This is a genomic window from Mycobacterium parmense (assembly GCF_010730575.1).
Classification (GTDB): Bacteria; Actinomycetota; Actinomycetes; order Mycobacteriales; family Mycobacteriaceae; genus Mycobacterium; species Mycobacterium parmense.
This window is the reverse complement of record NZ_AP022614.1, coordinates 5,489,551-5,505,592: the sequence shown is the minus strand read 5'-3', so window position 1 is coordinate 5,505,592 and position 16,042 is coordinate 5,489,551. Positions and strand designations below refer to the sequence as shown.

The following is a 16,042-nucleotide window of genomic DNA, read 5'->3' as shown; positions in this document are numbered from 1 at the left end:
CCGTCGCGGCCGTCGGCCCGCGCCGCGAATGCCGTTCGTGCGCAATGGCGATCGCGCCGTTTACCGCGACGCCGGAGACGTGCGAGCCGAAACGACACGCCCGCCGGGGCCGACCCGGCGGCCTAGGGGAGCTCGGTATGCATCAGCATCACGTCGTATGCCGACCACAGCGACAAGTTGAAGTACAGATCCCGCCCCGACGACCACGGGTGGATCATCGGCGCGTAGATCCCGCCCGGCATCGAGAACGACGACACCAGCGGCTGTTCCGGGCTCCACGGCCCCTGCGGGCTCGGCGCGGTCCTTGCGACGACGTCGTTGCTGCCACCGTTGGTGTAGAGCACCAGGTACTGCTTGAGGTAGTCGTTGTACTGCGCCGACATCTCGCCCACGGGGCCGGGGAAGATCGGCGTGGCCGCCCCCGGATTGCTCGGGACCCAGCGCCCCTCTCCGTCGCCGTTCCAGTATTGATACTTCGTGACGTCGGGCAACTGGCCCGGCTGAACCCGTGACAGGAAAGCCGCGCCACCGCGCCCCGACGGGGTCCCGAACTGGTAGATGTAGCCGTCGTTGCCCTTCATGAACGCGCCCATCTGGAAATTCTCGTTTCCGGGCGTGAAGCCGGCACCCGGGATGGCATCGGGCGAAGCCGTGCGGATGCTGGTGGGAAAGATCCCCCAGTTCTGGCCGTTGTCGTTGGACCGGGCGATCGCCGAGTAGTTGGTCGACCATTCGCCGTCCCGACCCCACTGCCGGATCGACATGTAGCTCATGTACTGGGTTCTGCCGAGGGACATCGCCGCCGTCGGGATGATGCCCGTCTCGTGCGTCGCCTTGTGGATGGTGTTGACGACCTGCTTGGACAGGCCGTTCGACCACACCGGTGACCCGGAGTAGGGGTTGTTGGGCACGCCGTCGGCGATGTGGATGCCGTGCGACAGGTCGTGGTCCGAACTGCGGAACAAGACGTTGTAACGCCATTCCTGGCCGTGGACCTTGCAGTAGCCGAACGTGTCACCGAAGGCCATCAGCGCTTGGTGGTTACTCGGATCGCCGTTGTCCCAGACGATCCCGAGGTCGGTCCCCGAGATGCCGAAACGCTGCAGGGTCCTGTTCGGGCCGTTCGGTCCGGTCACCCAGTCGACCAGCGACGTCGGGGCGCCCGCGATCGAGACGGGAGGCGCGGGTGCGGCGTCCGGCGCCGGCTTCGGCGCCGGCTGGGGATGCACCGGCGCCGCGTTGGGCTGCATTTGGGTGGCGTTCGGCTGTTGGGGCAACCCCGGGGCGGGCGGATTGGGGTTGGGCGGTGCCACCCCGGCCTGGGGCTGGATCGGGGCGGCGTAGCGCTGCCCCGGGGTGGGCTTGAGGAAGGACGAGATCAGCGGGCCGAGCTTGGGCAGCGGCGCCGAGTCGTTGGTGTGAGTGGGCCTGCGCCCGGTGGGCGGTTGGACGACCGGCTGAGGTGCGGGAATGGCGGGCGTCACCGCCGGAGGGTCCACGTTCGCTTCGGGTGCCCCGCACGGGGTGGCGTTCGCCGTCGGTGCCGGCCCGATCGCAAGGACGAGCCCGACAGCGGCCGCCGATGCCATCGAGAGCGACACACTTCGAAGAATCGCCGACATGTAACACCTTTCGAGACAGGCCGTCGCAACCTGAGATTCGCAGCTAGCTCATGTGACGATAGTGATCCACGGGTCACGTGTGACCAGTGATCTGCGAAAAGGTATCCATCCGAGACCGGGTCGCAACGCAGTGGTTCTGCCCGCGGCCCGCACGGATCGAGGCGTGCCCGCCCAGGGCGCCGTTGCGGCTGAGCGCGCCCTGAGCTGGGCAAATCTTGTGTCGCCAGGTCAGCACCGACCGGTGAGGTCGGTTGCGACGTTGCGCGAGCATGTTTGTGCGCCGCTGCTGAGGGCAATGATGCATGAGAGGCGCGCATGTGGGCCGGCCTGCGTGCTCGCCTAGGTCCCGTCGGTTCAGCCCGAGAGCCGACGGGGCCGCCCTCATTCGGGGTCAGCAAACGTGACAACCAGCTTCCGGATCCCCTGGGCGAGGTGTTCGCTCAGGAGTACCGTGCCGCATGTGGACGGCTCGACAGGCGTATGGATCCTCGGCGGCTACCAAAGCGACTTCGCGCGCAACGTCACCAAAGAGGGTCTGGACTTCGCTGCGCTGACCGCGGAGATCGTCGAGCACACGCTCGCCGCGGCCAGCCTGACGGCCGACGGCATCGGAGTCGTCCATGTGGCGAACGCCTTCGGCGAGCTGTTCGCCGGCCAAGGGCACCTCGGCGCGATGCCGGCGACGGTGTGTGACGGCCTCTGGGACACCCCCGCCACCCGGCACGAAGCGGCGTGCGCCTCCGGGGGCGTGGCGGTGCTGTCGGCGGCCGCCGATCTGCGGTCGGGCGCCTACGACAGCGCGCTGGTCATCGGGATCGAGCTGGAGAAGACGGTGCCCGGTGACACCGCCGCCGGACACCTCGGCGCGGCGGCATGGACGGGTCATGAGGGGACGGGCGCGCGCTACCTGTGGCCGTCGATGTTCGACGAGGTCGCCGGGGAGTACGACCGGCGCTACGGCCTGGACGACACGCACCTGCGGGCCATCGCGCAGCTCAACTTCGCCAACGCCCGGCGCAACCCCAATGCCCAGACCCGCCGGTGGAGCGTTCCGGACCCGATCACCGACGACGACGGCACCAACCCGGTCACGGAGGGGCGGCTGCGGCGCTTCGACTGCAGCCAGATGACCGACGGTGGCGCCGGACTCGTCCTGGTCAACGACGCTTTTCTGCGAGACCACCCCGGCACCCGCCCGATCGCGCGCATCGACGGCTGGGGACACCGCACCGTGGGGCTTGGCCTGCAGCAGAAACTGCGCCGCGCCGCCGACCAGCCGTACGTCCTTCCGCACGTACGCGCCGCGGTGCTGGACGCGTTGCGCCGCGCCGAGCTCACGCTCGACGACGTCGACGGCTTCGAGGTGCACGATTGCTTCACCCCCAGCGAGTACCTCGCCATCGACCACATCGGCCTGACCGGACCGGGTGAGTCGTGGAAGGCGATCGAAAACGGCGAGATCGAGATCGGCGGCCGACTGCCGATCAACCCCAGCGGCGGACTGATCGGCGGCGGCCACCCGGTCGGAGCGTCCGGCGTGCGCATGCTGCTCGACGCGGCCAAACAGGTCAGTGGGGCGGCCGGCGACTATCAGGTTGACGGCGCGACCGCCTTCGGCACGCTCAACTTCGGCGGCAGCACCGCCACCACCGTGAGTTTCATCGTGCGCACAACCCGAGGTTGGTGACCATGGACGTGGAGATCGTCGGCAAGTTCCTGTCCACCCTGCCCGAGGACGACGACCACCCGTACCGCACCGGGCCGTGGCGGCCGCAGACCACCGAGTGGGACGCCGGGGATCTGGCCCCCGTGGAGGGCGAGATCCCGCGCGACCTCGACGGCGTATACCTTCGCAACACCGAGAATCCGCTGCACCCGGCGTTGAAGACCTACCACCCGTTCGACGGCGACGGCATGCTCCACGTGGTCGGCTTCCGTGACGGAAAAGCCTTCTACCGCAATCGGTTCATTCGCACGGACGGCTTCCTGGCGGAAAACGAGGCGGGGGTACCCCTGTGGCCGGGCCTGGCCGAGCCGGTGCAACTGGCCCGACGCGAGAACGGCTGGGGCGCTCGCACCCTGATGAAGGACGCCTCGAGCACCGACGTGATCGTGCACCGGGGCGTCGCATTGACCAGCTTCTACCAATGCGGCGACCTGTACCGCATCGACCCGTACTCGGCCGATACGCTCGGTAAGGAAACCTGGAACGGACGCTTCCCCGCCGACTGGGGGGTGTCCGCACATCCCAAGGTGGACAACAGAACCGGCGAATTGCTGTTCTTCAACTACAGCAAGCAGGACCCGTACATGCGCTACGGCGTGGTGGACGCCGGCAACGAGCTGGCGCACTACGTGGACGTCCCGCTGCCCGGCCCGCGGCTGCCGCACGATATGGCATTCACCGAAAACTACGTCGTCCTCAACGATTTCCCGCTGTTCTGGGATCCGGGACTCCTCGAGCACGGCGTCCACCTGCCCCGGTTCTATCCGGACATCCCGTCGCGCTTCGCGGTGCTCCCCCGCCGGGGCGGGACCGACGACATCCGGTGGTTCGAGGCCGACCCGACGTTCGTGCTGCACTTCGTCAACGCCTACGAGGACGGGGACGAGATCGTGCTCGACGGCTTCTTCGAAGGCGATCCCTCTCCGCTGGACAATGGCGGAACGGTGGGGCCCCTCGGGGAGAAGTGGGACAAGCTCTTTCGCTTCCTCGCGCTGGACCGGTTGCAGACCCGGCTGCACCGCTGGCGGCTCAACCTGGTGACCGGCGCGGTCCGCGAGGAGCGGCTCTCGGAGTCGATCACGGAGTTCGGCACCATCAACCCCGATTACGCGGCGCGCAGCTACCGCTACACCTACGCCGCCACCGGCAAGCCCGGCTGGTTCCTGTTCGACGGACTGGTCAGACACGACCTGCTCACCGGCACCGAACAGAGCTTCGCCTTCGGCGACGGCGTCTACGGAAGCGAGACCGCGATGGCGCCCCGGGTCGGCGCCCACGGCGAGGACGACGGCTACCTGGTCACCCTCACCACCGACATGACTGCCGACGCCTCCTACTGCGTGGTGTTCGACGCCGCCCGGGTCTGCGATGGCCCGGTGTGCAAACTTCAACTGCCGGAGCGCATCTCCAGCGGCACGCATTCGACGTGGGCGCCGGGCGCACGGTTGCGGCGCTGGCATACCGCCGAATCGGCACCGAGCGCCGTCGGGCTGTGATGGCGGCCGACGAACACAGCTCACGCCGCCGCACGACGCACTGGCCACCGCCGTTGGCGCCGATCGGCGCCATCTGGTTCGCGCGCCGGTCGTCGAACTTCGAGGCAACGGTGCGTTTCTATCGGGAACTGGTCGGCCTGCCGCTCTACGAGACGTTCGAGGCCAGCTTCGGCAGCAGCGGTGCGATCTTCGGGCTGCCCAGCTGGAACCTCACCCTGGAGATCGTCGAGTCCGCCGAACCGGTTGCGGTGGACCACCACGAACAGTTGTGCCTGTACTTTCCGGACGAGCAGGCCATGTCGGCGGCTATCGCCCGCCTGCGCGAATCGGGCGCCGAAACCGTTCAGCAGCACCCGTACTGGGAGGCGACCGGAGCGGTGACGTATCGCGACCCCGACGGACGCGAGGTGGTGTTCGCGCCCTTCGTGTTCGGCGTGAACGAACCAGGCGATGGGGCATCCGGCAAACACCAGTTCCCCTCGAGGTGACGACTCAGCGGCGCGACGGGCCCGAGGCGAGTGCCACGACCACCGCCACCAGCGAGCATGCGACCGCGCACACCGCCCCGGCCGCGCCGGCGTAGAAGCCGTACTCGGCCGACACCGGGGGGTTGACGTTGAGCTTGTAGTACCACGCGGTGAGGGCGACGATGAGCAGCGAAACAACCAGCGCGGCAACCGAAGCCAGTCTGGTTGACAGTCGGCGGCCGACCATCGCCCCGAGGACCAGCAGGACCGCCGACAACAAGACGATCAGCTGGCCCGCCCCGAACCCCCGCGGCAACCGCAGGCTGCCGTGGGTGCCCCCGATGGCACTTGCCCAGCCTCCGCCGCCGACCGCGGTGGTCAGCCAGGGCATCCACGCGCTGGCCGAAACGACGAGGGCGCAGAAGGCGACCAGCCAACCAGGGCTCAGCCGGCGAGTCATGGAAGCGACATTAGTGGGCCGTCGGGGCGGGGGTCAGCGGTGTCCGTTCGTGGCCGGATCGGGCCTGGTGAACACCGTGACGAAGTTCTGCAGGGACGCGTCGATGTCGCTTCGCAGCGCGGCGGCGACGATCATGCCGATCGGTCCGAACAGCGCCGGACCGCCCAGGTGGACATCGAACGCGACGACCGACCCCTGTTCCTTGGGCTGAATCTTGGCCATCAGCTTGACCTTCACACCGCCGACGCCCTCTCCGTTGAGCGTCATGCCTTCCGGCGGCTTGTAGCGCACCACGGTCCATTTGATCCGGTTGTACATGCCCTTCACCTCGACGATGGACTCGACAACCGTGCCCTTGTCGATGTCGTCGGGCAACTTGCTGCGCCACACGCGGTGAATGGTCAGCCATTCCTTGAAACGGGACAGGTCCGACGCGTGCTTCCACGCGGTCTCGGGAGGCAGCGGGACGTCGATCGATCCGGAGAGTTTGGCCATGAGCTCAGTTCTTCTGGTCGCCCGCGGCGGCGGAGTCCGCAGCCTTCTTGGCCTCGTCGGCCACCTTGTGAATGGTGTCGGAGTACTTGCCCTGCGTCTTGTCGTCGACGAACTCGCCGGCCTTATCGATCGCCATCTCGACTTTGTCGGCGTTCTGCGACAACAGGTCCTTCGCCTTGTCCAAGAATCCCATCAGCCCGTCCTTTCCCCGCGAGGATCTTACTTGGCGCGCCGGCACCCCCCGGCGCCCAATGCCCGCGATCAGCGCCACAACCGCGGCTCTACCCCCAGCATCCGGGCGCGAACCCACCACATGAGCTCGATCAACGCGGCCCCCGCCACCCCGGTGCCCAGCGCCGTCGCGGTCACCGCCGCGTCCGACGGATCCAGCAGGAACTCCCGACGAGCCAGCGGCACGTTAAAGATCACCACGTAGGCCAGCCCCGACGCCGCGATCAGCGCGACGCGCCACCACTGGTAGGGGCGCGCCACCACCGCGAGCACCCACAGCGCCGTCGTCAGCAACGTGATGAGCGCCGCCGTCGACGCCTGCTCCTGCTGCGCGAAAGTGGCATGGCGGCCGTGATAGGCCAGCAGGTAGGAGACGAAAGTCGCGAGCCCGACGACCAGCCCGCAGGGCAGGGCGACGCTGAGCACCCGCCGCACGAACCCCGGGTGCGCGCGTTCGTTGTTGGGTGCCAGCGACAGAATGAACGACGGGATCCCGATGGTGAACCACGCCGCGATGGTGACGTGGATGGGTTGGAACGGGTACAGCAGCGGGTCCGCGTGAACCGACGGTGCAAGCAGGCACTCGATACCGACGAAGAGGGCCAGCAGCACCGAGTAGACGGTCTTGGTGAGGAAGAGGTTGGCGACGCGCTCGACGTTGCCTATCACGCGGCGTCCCTCGCCGACGACATAGGGCAGCGTGGCGAATCGGTTGTCCAACAACACGATCTGCGCCACCGCGCGCGAAGCGGGGCTGCCGGATCCCATCGCCACGCCGATATCGGCGTCCTTGAGGGCCAGCACGTCGTTGACGCCGTCGCCGGTCATGGCCACGGCGTGCCCGTGTGACTGCAGGGCATTGACGATGACACGCTTCTGGTCCGGGCGCACCCGCCCGAAGGTGGTGTGGGAGTCCAGCGCTTCCGCGACTCCCGCGGGGTCCTGCGGCAGCGCACGCGCGTCCATAGTGTCACCCTGCAGCCCGAGCCTGCGTGCGACCGCACCGACCGAGACTGCGTTGTCGCCGGACAAAACCTTGACCGAAACTCCTTGTGCGGCGAAGAACTCGATTGTTTCACGCGCATCCGGCCGCACCTTCTGCTCGAGCAGCACCAACGCGGTGGGCGTGACATTGCCCGGTGCGCCCGGCGCGTCGACGGTCGTGTCGGCGGCGCCCACCAGCAGCACCCGCAACCCGAGCCCCCCGAGTCGTTCGGCTTGTTCGGCGGCGGCCGAACGGGGATCGAGCAGCACGTCGGGGGCCCCGATCACCCAGTCCCCGTGGTCGCCGAAGGACACGCCACTCCATTTGGTGGCCGACTTGAACGGCGCGGTCGCGGTGGCGGTCCAGGCCGGCGGCTCGCGATAGGCCTCAGCGATGGCCCGCATGCTGGCGTTGGGCCGCGGGTCGGCGGCGGCCAGTGCGGCCAGCACATCGGCAACGTTGTCCCCCAGTGCATCCGGGCCGAGCGCCTCGACGCGAGCGACCCGCATGCCGGTCTCGGTCAGGGTGCCCGTCTTGTCGGCGCAGACCACGTCGACCCGCGCCAACCCCTCGATGGCGGGCAGCTCCTGCACCAGGCACCGGCGCTGGCCCAGCCTGACCACCCCGACCGCGAACGCGACCGACGTCAGCAGCACCAGGCCTTCCGGCACCATCGGGACCAGCGCGCCGACGGTCCGCAGCACGGATTGCCGCCATCCGGCGTGCGTGGTGAACAACTGGGTGTAGATGGTCAGCAGGCCGGCCGGGACCAACAGGTAGGTGATGAACTTCAGGATCCTGTCGATGCCGTTGCGCAGCTCGGACTTCACCAGGGTGAACTTGCTGGCCTCGTCGGCGAGCTTGGCGGCGTAGGCATCTCGCCCGACCCTGGTGGCCCGGTAGGCGCCACTTCCGGCGACGACGAAGCTGCCCGACATCACCGCGTCGCCGACCCGCTTGCCGATGGGGTCGGCCTCGCCGGTCAACAGCGACTCGTCGATTTCCAGGCTCGCCTCTTCGGCCACTTCGCCGTCGACGACGATCTGGTCGCCGGGGCCCAGCTCGATGATGTCGTCGAGCACCACCTCGTCCGGCGCCAACGCTCGGGTTCCGGATCGCCTGCGCACCAGAGGCCGTGCCTGCCCGACGATCGCCAGCTTGTCCAGCGTCTGCTTGGCACGGATCTCCTGGACCATGCCGATGACGCTGTTGGCGACGATGAGCAGGCCGAACAGCCCGTTGATCAGCGAGCCCGTCGCCAGCACGATCAGCAGCAGCACCCCGAGGATGGCATTGATGCGCGTGAACACGTTGGCCCGCACGATGTCGGCCACGCTGCGCGTGGCACGCCCGGCGACCGCGTTGGTCTTGCCGTCGGCGACCCGCTGCGCGACCTCGGCGTCGCTCAGGCCGGCGTTCATCGGGTGAACGTTCCCAGCTTGTCCGAGTCGAAGTACTCCAGTCTGAGGGTGTTGCCGGCAAAGGTGGCCGTGGAAGTCGTGCCGGGGGGTGCGTTTTCATCCATCAACGCGAAGGTGAACGTGTCACCGTCCCAGTGGGTCAAGGGGAAGGTCTGGCCCTTCGGTCCCATCGTGAGCTGCAGGGCGCCCCCGCGCGTGCTCACGACGGCGGGACCCCAGTAGTCGTTGGCGTACACGCCTTGGTAGTCGTTGAAGGGTTTGGGCGGCACCGGGTCGGCCGGCGGCCGCTTGCCCACCAGCGCCCCCTCCGGCGCGCTCATCGACGCGAAGGCGTTCTTGTACGCGGTCGCCCAATCCTCCCGAACCTGGCCGTACTGAACCAGATCCATGAATTCGGCGGTCAGGGTTTCGGGCACACCGATGGGCGCGGCGTTGGTCAGCGCGATGATGGCCACGTCCTGCGAGGGCATCACCACGAAGTTCGTGGCGGCCCCCAAAGCGAAGGCGCCGGAATGGCTGTACTCGGTGCGCCCCGACGACGTCACCGACACGTTGAATCCGTACCCGTAGAAGCCCGACCGCGCCGTCGGCGTCGTCGCCGGTGTCGACACGACCTGCGCGGTGGTGGCGGGCAACAGGGCCTCCGGTGACGAGATGGTCCGGCCGTCGAAGGTCCCGTTGCCCAGCAGCGTCGTCAGCCAGCGCGCCATGTCGTTGACCGACGAACTGACCCCACCCGCGGGCGATTGGGCATCCGGGTCACGTTGGTAGCGGGGCTGCCAGCCGTCGCCCACCTTCACGTGGTTGACGGCATGGTCGGGCCGCGCGATGAACTCGGAAAATCGCGAACTCGTCGACGACATCCCGAGCGGGCGGTAGAGCACCTCGTCGGAGAGGTCTTCCCACGACCTGTGCGCGGCCGCGGCCACCGCCTCCGCGGCCGCGGTAACCCCGAAGTTGGTGTACGCGTAGCTGGCCCGAAAAGGCCTCAGCGGCAGGTACTTCAACCGTTCGAGCGTCTGCCGGCGGTCGTATCCCAGGTCTTCGAGCTGGTCGCCGGCATGGTCGGGCAACCCGGAGTGGTGCGAGTACAAATCGGCGATGGTCACGTGGCCGGTGACGTAGGGGTCGTTCAGGGCGAACCAGGGCAGCTGGGACGCGACGGGCGTATCCCACGACACGGCCTTCTCGGTGACTTCGTGCGCGATCACCGTCGTGCCGACCGATTTGGACACCGAGGCCAACTGAAAGACCGTGTCGGCGTCGACCGCGTTGGCCTGCCCGCCGCCTTTGGTTGCGTCTCTGACACCGAAACCCTTGGCGTACAGCGTCTTTCCTGCGTGCACGACGGCCACCGCCATTCCCGGGATGCCGCTGGTTTTCATCAGGTCGCCGACCAGGCCGTCGATCTTGGCGACGGCCTCCTCGACACGCCCTGCGGGGATCTGCACTCCCGACACCTCGTTGGGCGGCCCGGCGAACGCCGGGGGCGGCGGGCTGCTGAGGTGTTGGGCTTGCTCGCATCCCGTCGGCGCGAGCAGGAGCACGACAGCGGCGGCGAACGCCGCGGGTTTCGTCATGGCGGAACCCTAACGCGGCGAGGAGGCGCGCCGCTCAGATCACAGCCGCCACCACGGACTCAATTGGTCGGGCGTCGCGCTGTCGACGCGCTGCCCGGGCGTGGGCACCGCCACCTCGACGTGGGCGGGCCCCGCAGCAGCGAGCAGGCGCTCGACCGGCTCGGCCCACGGATGCGGGGCGAGCCGGAACGTGCCCCAGTGGATCGGCACCAACAGCCCCGAGCGGGGGTCGGTGACGTCGAGGTGCGCACGGACCGCCTCCTCGGGGTTCATGTGGATGTCCGGCCACGCGGTGTTGTAGGCGCCGATGGGCAACAACGTCAGGTCGAAAGGCCCGTGGTCGGCCCCGATTTGGGCGAAGCTCTTGGTGTAGCCGGTGTCGCCACCGAAGTACACGCGATGGTTGGGTCCCACGAACGCCCACGACGCCCACAGCGTGGTGTTGCGGTCGAGCAGGCGCCCGGAGAAGTGGCGCGCCGGCATGCAGATCAGCGTCAGCTCGTCGACCTTCGCGCTTTGGTGCCAGTCGAGTTCGACGATGCGGTGCTCGGGAATCCCCCACGCACGCAGGTGGGCTCCGACTCCCAGCGGCACCACGAACGGGGCCCGCTGGGTGCGGGCCAGCGCCATGACGGTGTCGATATCGAGGTGGTCGTAATGATCATGGCTGATGACGACGGCGTCGACGGCCGGCAGCCCTTCCAGCTGAACCGGGGGTGGGTGCAGGCGACGCGGCCCGACGACGTCGGACGGCGAGCACCTCTCACTCCACACGGGATCGGTGAGCACGCGATACCCGTCGATCTCCACCAGCGCCGTGGAGTGGCCGAACCAGCTGACGGCCAGCCGCTGCGGGTCGCCGTCGAAGATCGCCGGCGCCGCCAGCGGGATCGGGCCCGTCGGCTTGCTGCCGCCGCGCCCGCCCAGCAATTCCCACACGATGAGCCGCAGCTGCTCGGCGTCCATCTTGTAGATGGAGGCGGGATCGAGGTTGACGAAGACGCCGTCGCGGTAGTTCGGTGATCCCTGGGCGACCGCCCGGATCGATCCGGGGCCGGCGCCGAGCGCGGCCGGGGCGCCGTGCAGCGCCCGCATCAGCCAACCGCCGGCCGCCAGCGAGGCTGTACCGGCCGCCAGCCGCAGCGTCCCCCGCGCCATCGGTGTCAGGCCCCCTGGAACTTCGGCGGCCGCTTCTCCACCCGGGCGACCTGCGCCTCGATGACGTCCTGGCTGGCCCATGCCCTGTCGAAGAGCTCCTTGTGCTCCGGGCGCTGCTCCTCCATCGCACCGTCGTCGTTGAGCACCCGCTTGGCGTGCTGGATGGCCAGCGGGGCCAACCCGGCGATCTCGACGGCCCACTGCTGGGCGTCGGCGAGTGTCCCGAGGCGGTTGGCCATGCCCGTCTGCAGCGCCGCTTCGCCGGACAGCTTCTCCGCGGTCAGCAGCATCGCGCTGGCCCGCCCGTGGCCGACCAGCGATGACAGCCGGCGGATACTCCAATTATCAAGCGCGAGGCCATATTTCGACGTCGGGAATTGGAAGAAAGCCTCCGGCTCGACGACCCGCAGGTCACAGCGCATGGCCAGCTGCAGGCCCGCGCCAATGGCCGGGCCGTTGATGGCGCCGATCACCGGGATCAGCGTCGTGTCCATCACCTTGTGCAGTTCGATGAGGCGGTCGGGGTAGTCGGCGGCGAAGGCATCGCCGCTCAGGTCGGCGCCGGCGCAGAACGCCGTGCCCTGGCCGGTCAGCACGATGGCCCGCACGGACCCGTCGGCGGCCTTCTCGAAGGTTTCCCGCAGCTCCTCGACGAGCTGGGAATTCAGGGCATTGCGCCGCTCCGGGCGCTGCAGCTCGACGGTCATGACGCCTTCGGCCCGGGTGATACCGATCATGCGGCCAGCCTATATAGCCTCGTTTCGTGAGTCGTGTCACGACCGGACAACTGCGCGACGCAGTCCTCGACGAAGGTTCGTTCATCAGCTGGGACAGCGCTCCGCTGGCGGTGCCGACGACCGCGTCCTACGCCCGCGAACTGGCCGACGCCCGGGCCGCCACCGGGATGGACGAATCCGTGCTGACCGGCGAAGGGCGCATATTCGGGCGTCGCGTCGCCGTCATCGTCTGCGAGTTCGGCTTCCTGGGCGGGTCGATCGGCGTCGCGGCGGCCGAACGGATCACCACCGCCGTGCAGCGGGCGACGGCCGAGCGGCTTCCGCTGCTGGCGTCGCCGAGCTCCGGCGGCACCCGCATGCAGGAGGGCACCGTCGCGTTCCTGCAGATGGTCAAGATCGCCGCCGCGGTCCGGCTGCACAAGCGGGCGCACCTGCCCTACCTGGTCTATCTGCGCAACCCGACCACCGGCGGGGTGTTCGCGTCGTGGGGCTCGCTGGGACACGTCACCCTGGCGCAGCCGGGCGCCCTCATCGGCTTCCTCGGCCCGCGCGTCTACCAGCTGCTTTACGGGGAGCCGTTCCCCGAGGGCGTGCAGACCGCGGAGAACCTGCAGCGCCACGGGGTGATCGACGACGTCGTCGCCCTCGGCGAGCTGCGCCGGACGCTGGACCGCGCGCTGACGGTGGTCGCCGACCCACCGCGACCGCTGCCGGCGCCCCAGCCGCCCGAACCGACGCCCGACGTGCCGGCATGGGACTCGGTGGTGGCGTCGCGACGGGCGGACCGACCGGGCGTCGCGGCCCTGCTGCGCGACGGCGCCACCGACCGGGTGGTGTTGTCCGGCGGGCAGGGCGAGGCAGCGACGACGCTGTTGGCCCTGGCCCGCTTCGCCGGCCAGCCCACCGTCGTGCTCGGCCAGCGACGCACGATAGGCGGTGTAGGCAACACCGTCGGGCCCGCGTCGCTGCGGGAGGCGCGCCGCGGCATGGCACTGGCAGCGGAGCTGCGGCTGCCGCTGGTGCTGCTGATCGACACGGCGGGTCCTGCGTTGTCGGCCGAAGCCGAGCAGGGCGGGCTGGCGGGGCAGATTGCCCAATGCGTCGCCGAGCTGGTGACCCTGGACACGCCGACGGTGTCGGTGCTGCTGGGGCAGGGCAGCGGCGGCCCTGCGCTGGCGATGGTGCCCGCCGACCGGGTGCTGGCCGCGTTGCACGGCTGGCTGGCGCCGCTGCCACCGGAGGGCGCGAGCGCCATCGTCTTCCGCGACATCGAGCACGCGCCGGAACTCGCTGCGGCCCAGGGCATTCGATCGGCCGACCTGCTTGCCTCCGGGATCGTCGACGCCATAGTGCCCGAGCATCCCGACGCGGCCGACGAGCCCACGGAGTTCGCGCACCGCCTGGCACACGCCATTGCCGCCGAAGTGCACGCGCTGCGGGGCATCCCCGCCGACGAGCGGCTGGCCATGCGACTGCGGCGCTACCGCCGCATCGGGTTGCCCCGCGATGGTTGAGTAGCCGCGCACGACACCCTGCGACGTTCTGCCTAATCCAGCGGTGTTCCTCCCACTGTGATGGCCTGCAGTCAGGCAAAATGGCGGCATGGACACTCCCCTGGGCTCGCCGCGGGTCCTGGTCGTCGACGACGACTCCGATGTGCTCGCCTCATTGGAACGCGGATTGCGGCTGTCCGGCTTCGAGGTGTCGACGGCCGTCGACGGCGCCGAGGCGTTGCGCAGCGCCACCGAGACGCGGCCGGACGCGATCGTCCTGGACATCAACATGCCGGTGCTGGACGGCGTCAGCGTCGTCACGGCCCTGAGGGCAATGGACAACGACGTCCCGGTCTGCGTGCTGTCGGCCCGCAGCTCGGTCGACGACCGGGTCGCCGGTCTGGAGGCCGGCGCCGACGACTATCTGGTGAAACCGTTCGTGCTGGCGGAGCTCGTCGCCCGCGTCAAGGCGCTGTTGCGGCGCCGCGGCGCCACCGCGACGTCCTCGTCGGAGACCATCACGGTCGGGCCGCTGGAGGTGGACATCCCCGGTCGGCGGGCCCGGGTCAACGGGGTCGATGTGGACCTCACCAAGCGGGAGTTCGACTTGCTGGCCGTGCTCGCCGAGCACAAGACGGCGGTGCTGTCCCGCGCGCAGCTGCTCGAGCTGGTGTGGGGGTACGACTTCGCCGCCGACACCAACGTCGTCGACGTCTTCATCGGGTACCTGCGCCGCAAGCTCGAGGCCAACGGCGGCCCGCGGCTGCTGCACACCGTCCGCGGAGTCGGGTTCGTGCTGCGCATGCAGTAGGGCTGATCGCGGCGCCATGAAAATGCTGTCCCGCCTGCTCGCCCGTACGCCCTCGCTGCGGACGCGCGTGGTGGTCGCGACAGTGATCGGCGCCGCCATCCCCGTGCTCATCGTGGGCGCGGTCGTGTGGGTCGGCATCACCAACGACCGCAAGGAGCGGCTGGACCGCCGCCTCGACGAGGTCGCGGGCTTCGCGATCCCGTTCCTGCCGCGCGGCCTGGACGAGATCCCCCGCTCGCCCAACGACAACGACGCGATCATGACGGTTCGCCGCGGCGATCTGGTCAAGTCGAACTCCGACGTGACGCTGCCCAAGCTCGACGTCGACTACGCCGACACCTACGTCGACGGGGTGCGCTACCGGGTCAGGACCGTCCAGATCCCCGGCCCGGAGCCGACGTCGCTGGCCGTGGGCGCCACTTACGACGCGACCATCGCCGAAACCAACAACCTGCACCGCCGGGTGCTGCTGATCTGCGGGTTCGCCATCGGCGCGGCGGCGGTGTTCGCCTGGCTGCTGGCCGCCTTCGCGGTGCGCCCGTTCAAGCAGCTCGCCCAGCAGACCCGGTCGATCGACGCCGGGGACGAGGCCCCCGTGGTCGAGGTGCACGGCGCCACCGAAGCCGTCGAGATAGCCGAGGCGATGCGCGGCATGTTGCAGCGCATCTGGAACGAGCAGAACCGGACCAAGGAGGCGCTCGCGTCGGCCCGTGACTTCGCCGCGGTCTCCTCCCACGAACTGCGCACTCCCCTGACCGCGATGCGCACCAACCTCGAGGTGCTCTCGACGCTGGAACTGGCCGACGAGCAGCGCAAAGAGGTTCTCGGCGACGTCGTGCGCACGCAGTCGCGGATAGAGGCCACGCTGAGCGCCCTCGAGCGGCTGGCCCAGGGTGAGCTGTCGACGTCCGACGACCACGTGCCGGTCGACATCACCGAGTTGCTCGACCGTGCCGCCCACGATGCGATGCGCGTCTATCCCGACCTCGATGTTTCGCTGGTGCCGTCCCCAACCTGCATCATCGTCGGGCTGCCGGCCGGGCTGCGCCTGGCCGTCGACAATGCGATCGCCAACGCGGTCAAGCACGGGGGCGCCACCCGGGTCCTGCTGTCGGCGGTCAGCTCGCGGGCCGGCGTGGAGATTGCCGTCGACGACAACGGCAGCGGAGTGCCCGAAGCCGAGCGGCACGTGGTGTTCGAGCGGTTCTCCCGCGGGTCGACCGCCTCGCACACGGGCTCCGGCCTGGGGCTGGCACTGGTCGCCCAGCAGGCGCACCTGCACGGTGGGACGGCTGCGCTGGAGGACAGCGAATTGGGCGGGGCGCGGCTGGTGCTGCGCCTGCCCGCCCCCTCCTAGATC

Annotated in this window: 14 protein-coding genes; 6 read left to right on the top strand and 8 right to left on the bottom strand. The window is 69.2% G+C overall.

Going from position 1 to position 16,042, the window contains the following annotated elements:
* Nucleotides 1-122: 122 nt before the first annotated feature.
* Nucleotides 123-1,622: a DUF4185 domain-containing protein gene (locus G6N48_RS25580; RefSeq protein WP_085270067.1), complete on the bottom strand. Its 1,500-nt coding sequence runs from the start codon at nt 1,620-1,622 to the stop codon at nt 123-125.
* Nucleotides 1,623-2,082: 460 nt separating this feature from the next.
* On the opposite strand from G6N48_RS25580, the gene G6N48_RS25575 reads away from it, so the two are divergent.
* From G6N48_RS25575 to G6N48_RS25565, 3 genes are read left to right on the top strand one after another with little or no spacing between them, the layout of a single operon-like run.
* On the top strand, nt 2,083-3,309 hold the full coding sequence (locus tag G6N48_RS25575) for an acetyl-CoA acetyltransferase (protein WP_085270068.1): 1,227 nt from the start codon (nt 2,083-2,085) through the stop codon (nt 3,307-3,309).
* 2 nt (nt 3,310-3,311) lie between these two features.
* Entirely contained in the window at nt 3,312-4,844 is a 1,533-nt protein-coding gene (locus G6N48_RS25570; RefSeq protein WP_085270069.1) for a carotenoid oxygenase family protein, read from the top strand.
* Nucleotides 4,844-5,332 carry a VOC family protein gene (locus tag G6N48_RS25565; protein WP_085270141.1) on the top strand — a complete coding sequence of 163 codons (489 nt, stop codon included), beginning with the start codon at nt 4,844-4,846 and terminating at the stop codon, nt 5,330-5,332. Before G6N48_RS25570 ends, G6N48_RS25565 begins: the two co-directional genes overlap by 1 nt.
* Nucleotides 5,333-5,336: 4 nt before the next feature.
* Here G6N48_RS25565 and G6N48_RS25560 read toward each other — a convergent pair whose 3' ends face one another.
* From G6N48_RS25560 to G6N48_RS25530, 7 genes are all read right to left on the bottom strand, one after another.
* Entirely contained in the window at nt 5,337-5,771 is a 435-nt protein-coding gene (locus G6N48_RS25560) for a hypothetical protein (protein ID WP_085270070.1), read from the bottom strand.
* Between the two features lie 33 nt (nt 5,772-5,804).
* Nucleotides 5,805-6,266 carry a type II toxin-antitoxin system Rv0910 family toxin gene (locus G6N48_RS25555; protein WP_085270071.1) on the bottom strand — a complete coding sequence of 154 codons (462 nt, stop codon included), beginning with the start codon at nt 6,264-6,266 and terminating at the stop codon, nt 5,805-5,807.
* A 4-nt stretch (nt 6,267-6,270) separates the two neighbouring features.
* Entirely contained in the window at nt 6,271-6,459 is a 189-nt protein-coding gene (locus tag G6N48_RS25550; protein ID WP_085270072.1) for an antitoxin, read from the bottom strand.
* A 68-nt stretch (nt 6,460-6,527) separates the two neighbouring features.
* Nucleotides 6,528-8,903 carry an HAD-IC family P-type ATPase gene (locus tag G6N48_RS25545; protein ID WP_085270073.1) on the bottom strand — a complete coding sequence of 792 codons (2,376 nt, stop codon included), beginning with the start codon at nt 8,901-8,903 and terminating at the stop codon, nt 6,528-6,530.
* Nucleotides 8,900-10,483, bottom strand: a complete 1,584-nt coding sequence (locus tag G6N48_RS25540) for a serine hydrolase (RefSeq protein WP_085270074.1) — start codon at nt 10,481-10,483, stop codon at nt 8,900-8,902. Before G6N48_RS25540 ends, G6N48_RS25545 begins: the two co-directional genes overlap by 4 nt.
* A 39-nt stretch (nt 10,484-10,522) precedes the next feature.
* Entirely contained in the window at nt 10,523-11,641 is a 1,119-nt protein-coding gene (locus G6N48_RS25535) for an MBL fold metallo-hydrolase (RefSeq protein WP_085270075.1), read from the bottom strand.
* A gap of 5 nt (nt 11,642-11,646) precedes the next feature.
* Nucleotides 11,647-12,378, bottom strand: coding sequence for an enoyl-CoA hydratase (locus G6N48_RS25530; RefSeq protein WP_085270076.1), 732 nt, complete (start codon nt 12,376-12,378; stop codon nt 11,647-11,649).
* Nucleotides 12,379-12,404: 26 nt separating this feature from the next.
* On the opposite strand from G6N48_RS25530, the gene G6N48_RS25525 reads away from it, so the two are divergent.
* The 3 genes from G6N48_RS25525 to G6N48_RS25515 all read left to right on the top strand — a co-directional run bounded on the left by G6N48_RS25525 (nt 12,405) and on the right by G6N48_RS25515 (nt 16,039).
* Complete coding sequence (locus G6N48_RS25525; protein WP_085270077.1) at nt 12,405-13,892, top strand: acetyl-coenzyme A carboxylase carboxyl transferase subunits beta/alpha; 1,488 nt, start codon at nt 12,405-12,407, stop codon at nt 13,890-13,892.
* Between the two features lie 88 nt (nt 13,893-13,980).
* The gene (gene prrA, locus G6N48_RS25520) at nt 13,981-14,682 is read left to right on the top strand and encodes a two-component system response regulator PrrA (RefSeq protein ID WP_085270078.1); all 702 of its coding nucleotides are present in this window, start codon (nt 13,981-13,983) and stop codon (nt 14,680-14,682) included.
* A gap of 16 nt (nt 14,683-14,698) precedes the next feature.
* On the top strand, nt 14,699-16,039 hold the full coding sequence (locus G6N48_RS25515; RefSeq protein WP_085270079.1) for a HAMP domain-containing sensor histidine kinase: 1,341 nt from the start codon (nt 14,699-14,701) through the stop codon (nt 16,037-16,039).
* Nucleotides 16,040-16,042: the final 3 nt, after the last annotated feature.

Coding starts and splice junctions, on each gene's coding strand:
- G6N48_RS25580 (WP_085270067.1), bottom strand. CDS start 1,622: ATGTCGGCGATTCTTCGAAGTGTGTCGCTCTCGATGGCATCGGCGGCC.
- G6N48_RS25570 (WP_085270069.1), top strand. CDS start 3,312: ATGGACGTGGAGATCGTCGGCAAGTTCCTGTCCACCCTGCCCGAGGAC.
- G6N48_RS25565 (WP_085270141.1), top strand. CDS start 4,844: ATGGCGGCCGACGAACACAGCTCACGCCGCCGCACGACGCACTGGCCA.
- G6N48_RS25560 (WP_085270070.1), bottom strand. CDS start 5,771: ATGACTCGCCGGCTGAGCCCTGGTTGGCTGGTCGCCTTCTGCGCCCTC.
- G6N48_RS25555 (WP_085270071.1), bottom strand. CDS start 6,266: ATGGCCAAACTCTCCGGATCGATCGACGTCCCGCTGCCTCCCGAGACC.
- G6N48_RS25550 (WP_085270072.1), bottom strand. CDS start 6,459: ATGGGATTCTTGGACAAGGCGAAGGACCTGTTGTCGCAGAACGCCGAC.
- G6N48_RS25545 (WP_085270073.1), bottom strand. CDS start 8,903: ATGAACGCCGGCCTGAGCGACGCCGAGGTCGCGCAGCGGGTCGCCGAC.
- G6N48_RS25540 (WP_085270074.1), bottom strand. CDS start 10,483: ATGACGAAACCCGCGGCGTTCGCCGCCGCTGTCGTGCTCCTGCTCGCG.
- G6N48_RS25535 (WP_085270075.1), bottom strand. CDS start 11,641: ATGGCGCGGGGGACGCTGCGGCTGGCGGCCGGTACAGCCTCGCTGGCG.
- G6N48_RS25530 (WP_085270076.1), bottom strand. CDS start 12,378: ATGATCGGTATCACCCGGGCCGAAGGCGTCATGACCGTCGAGCTGCAG.
- prrA (WP_085270078.1), top strand. CDS start 13,981: ATGGACACTCCCCTGGGCTCGCCGCGGGTCCTGGTCGTCGACGACGAC.
- G6N48_RS25515 (WP_085270079.1), top strand. CDS start 14,699: ATGAAAATGCTGTCCCGCCTGCTCGCCCGTACGCCCTCGCTGCGGACG.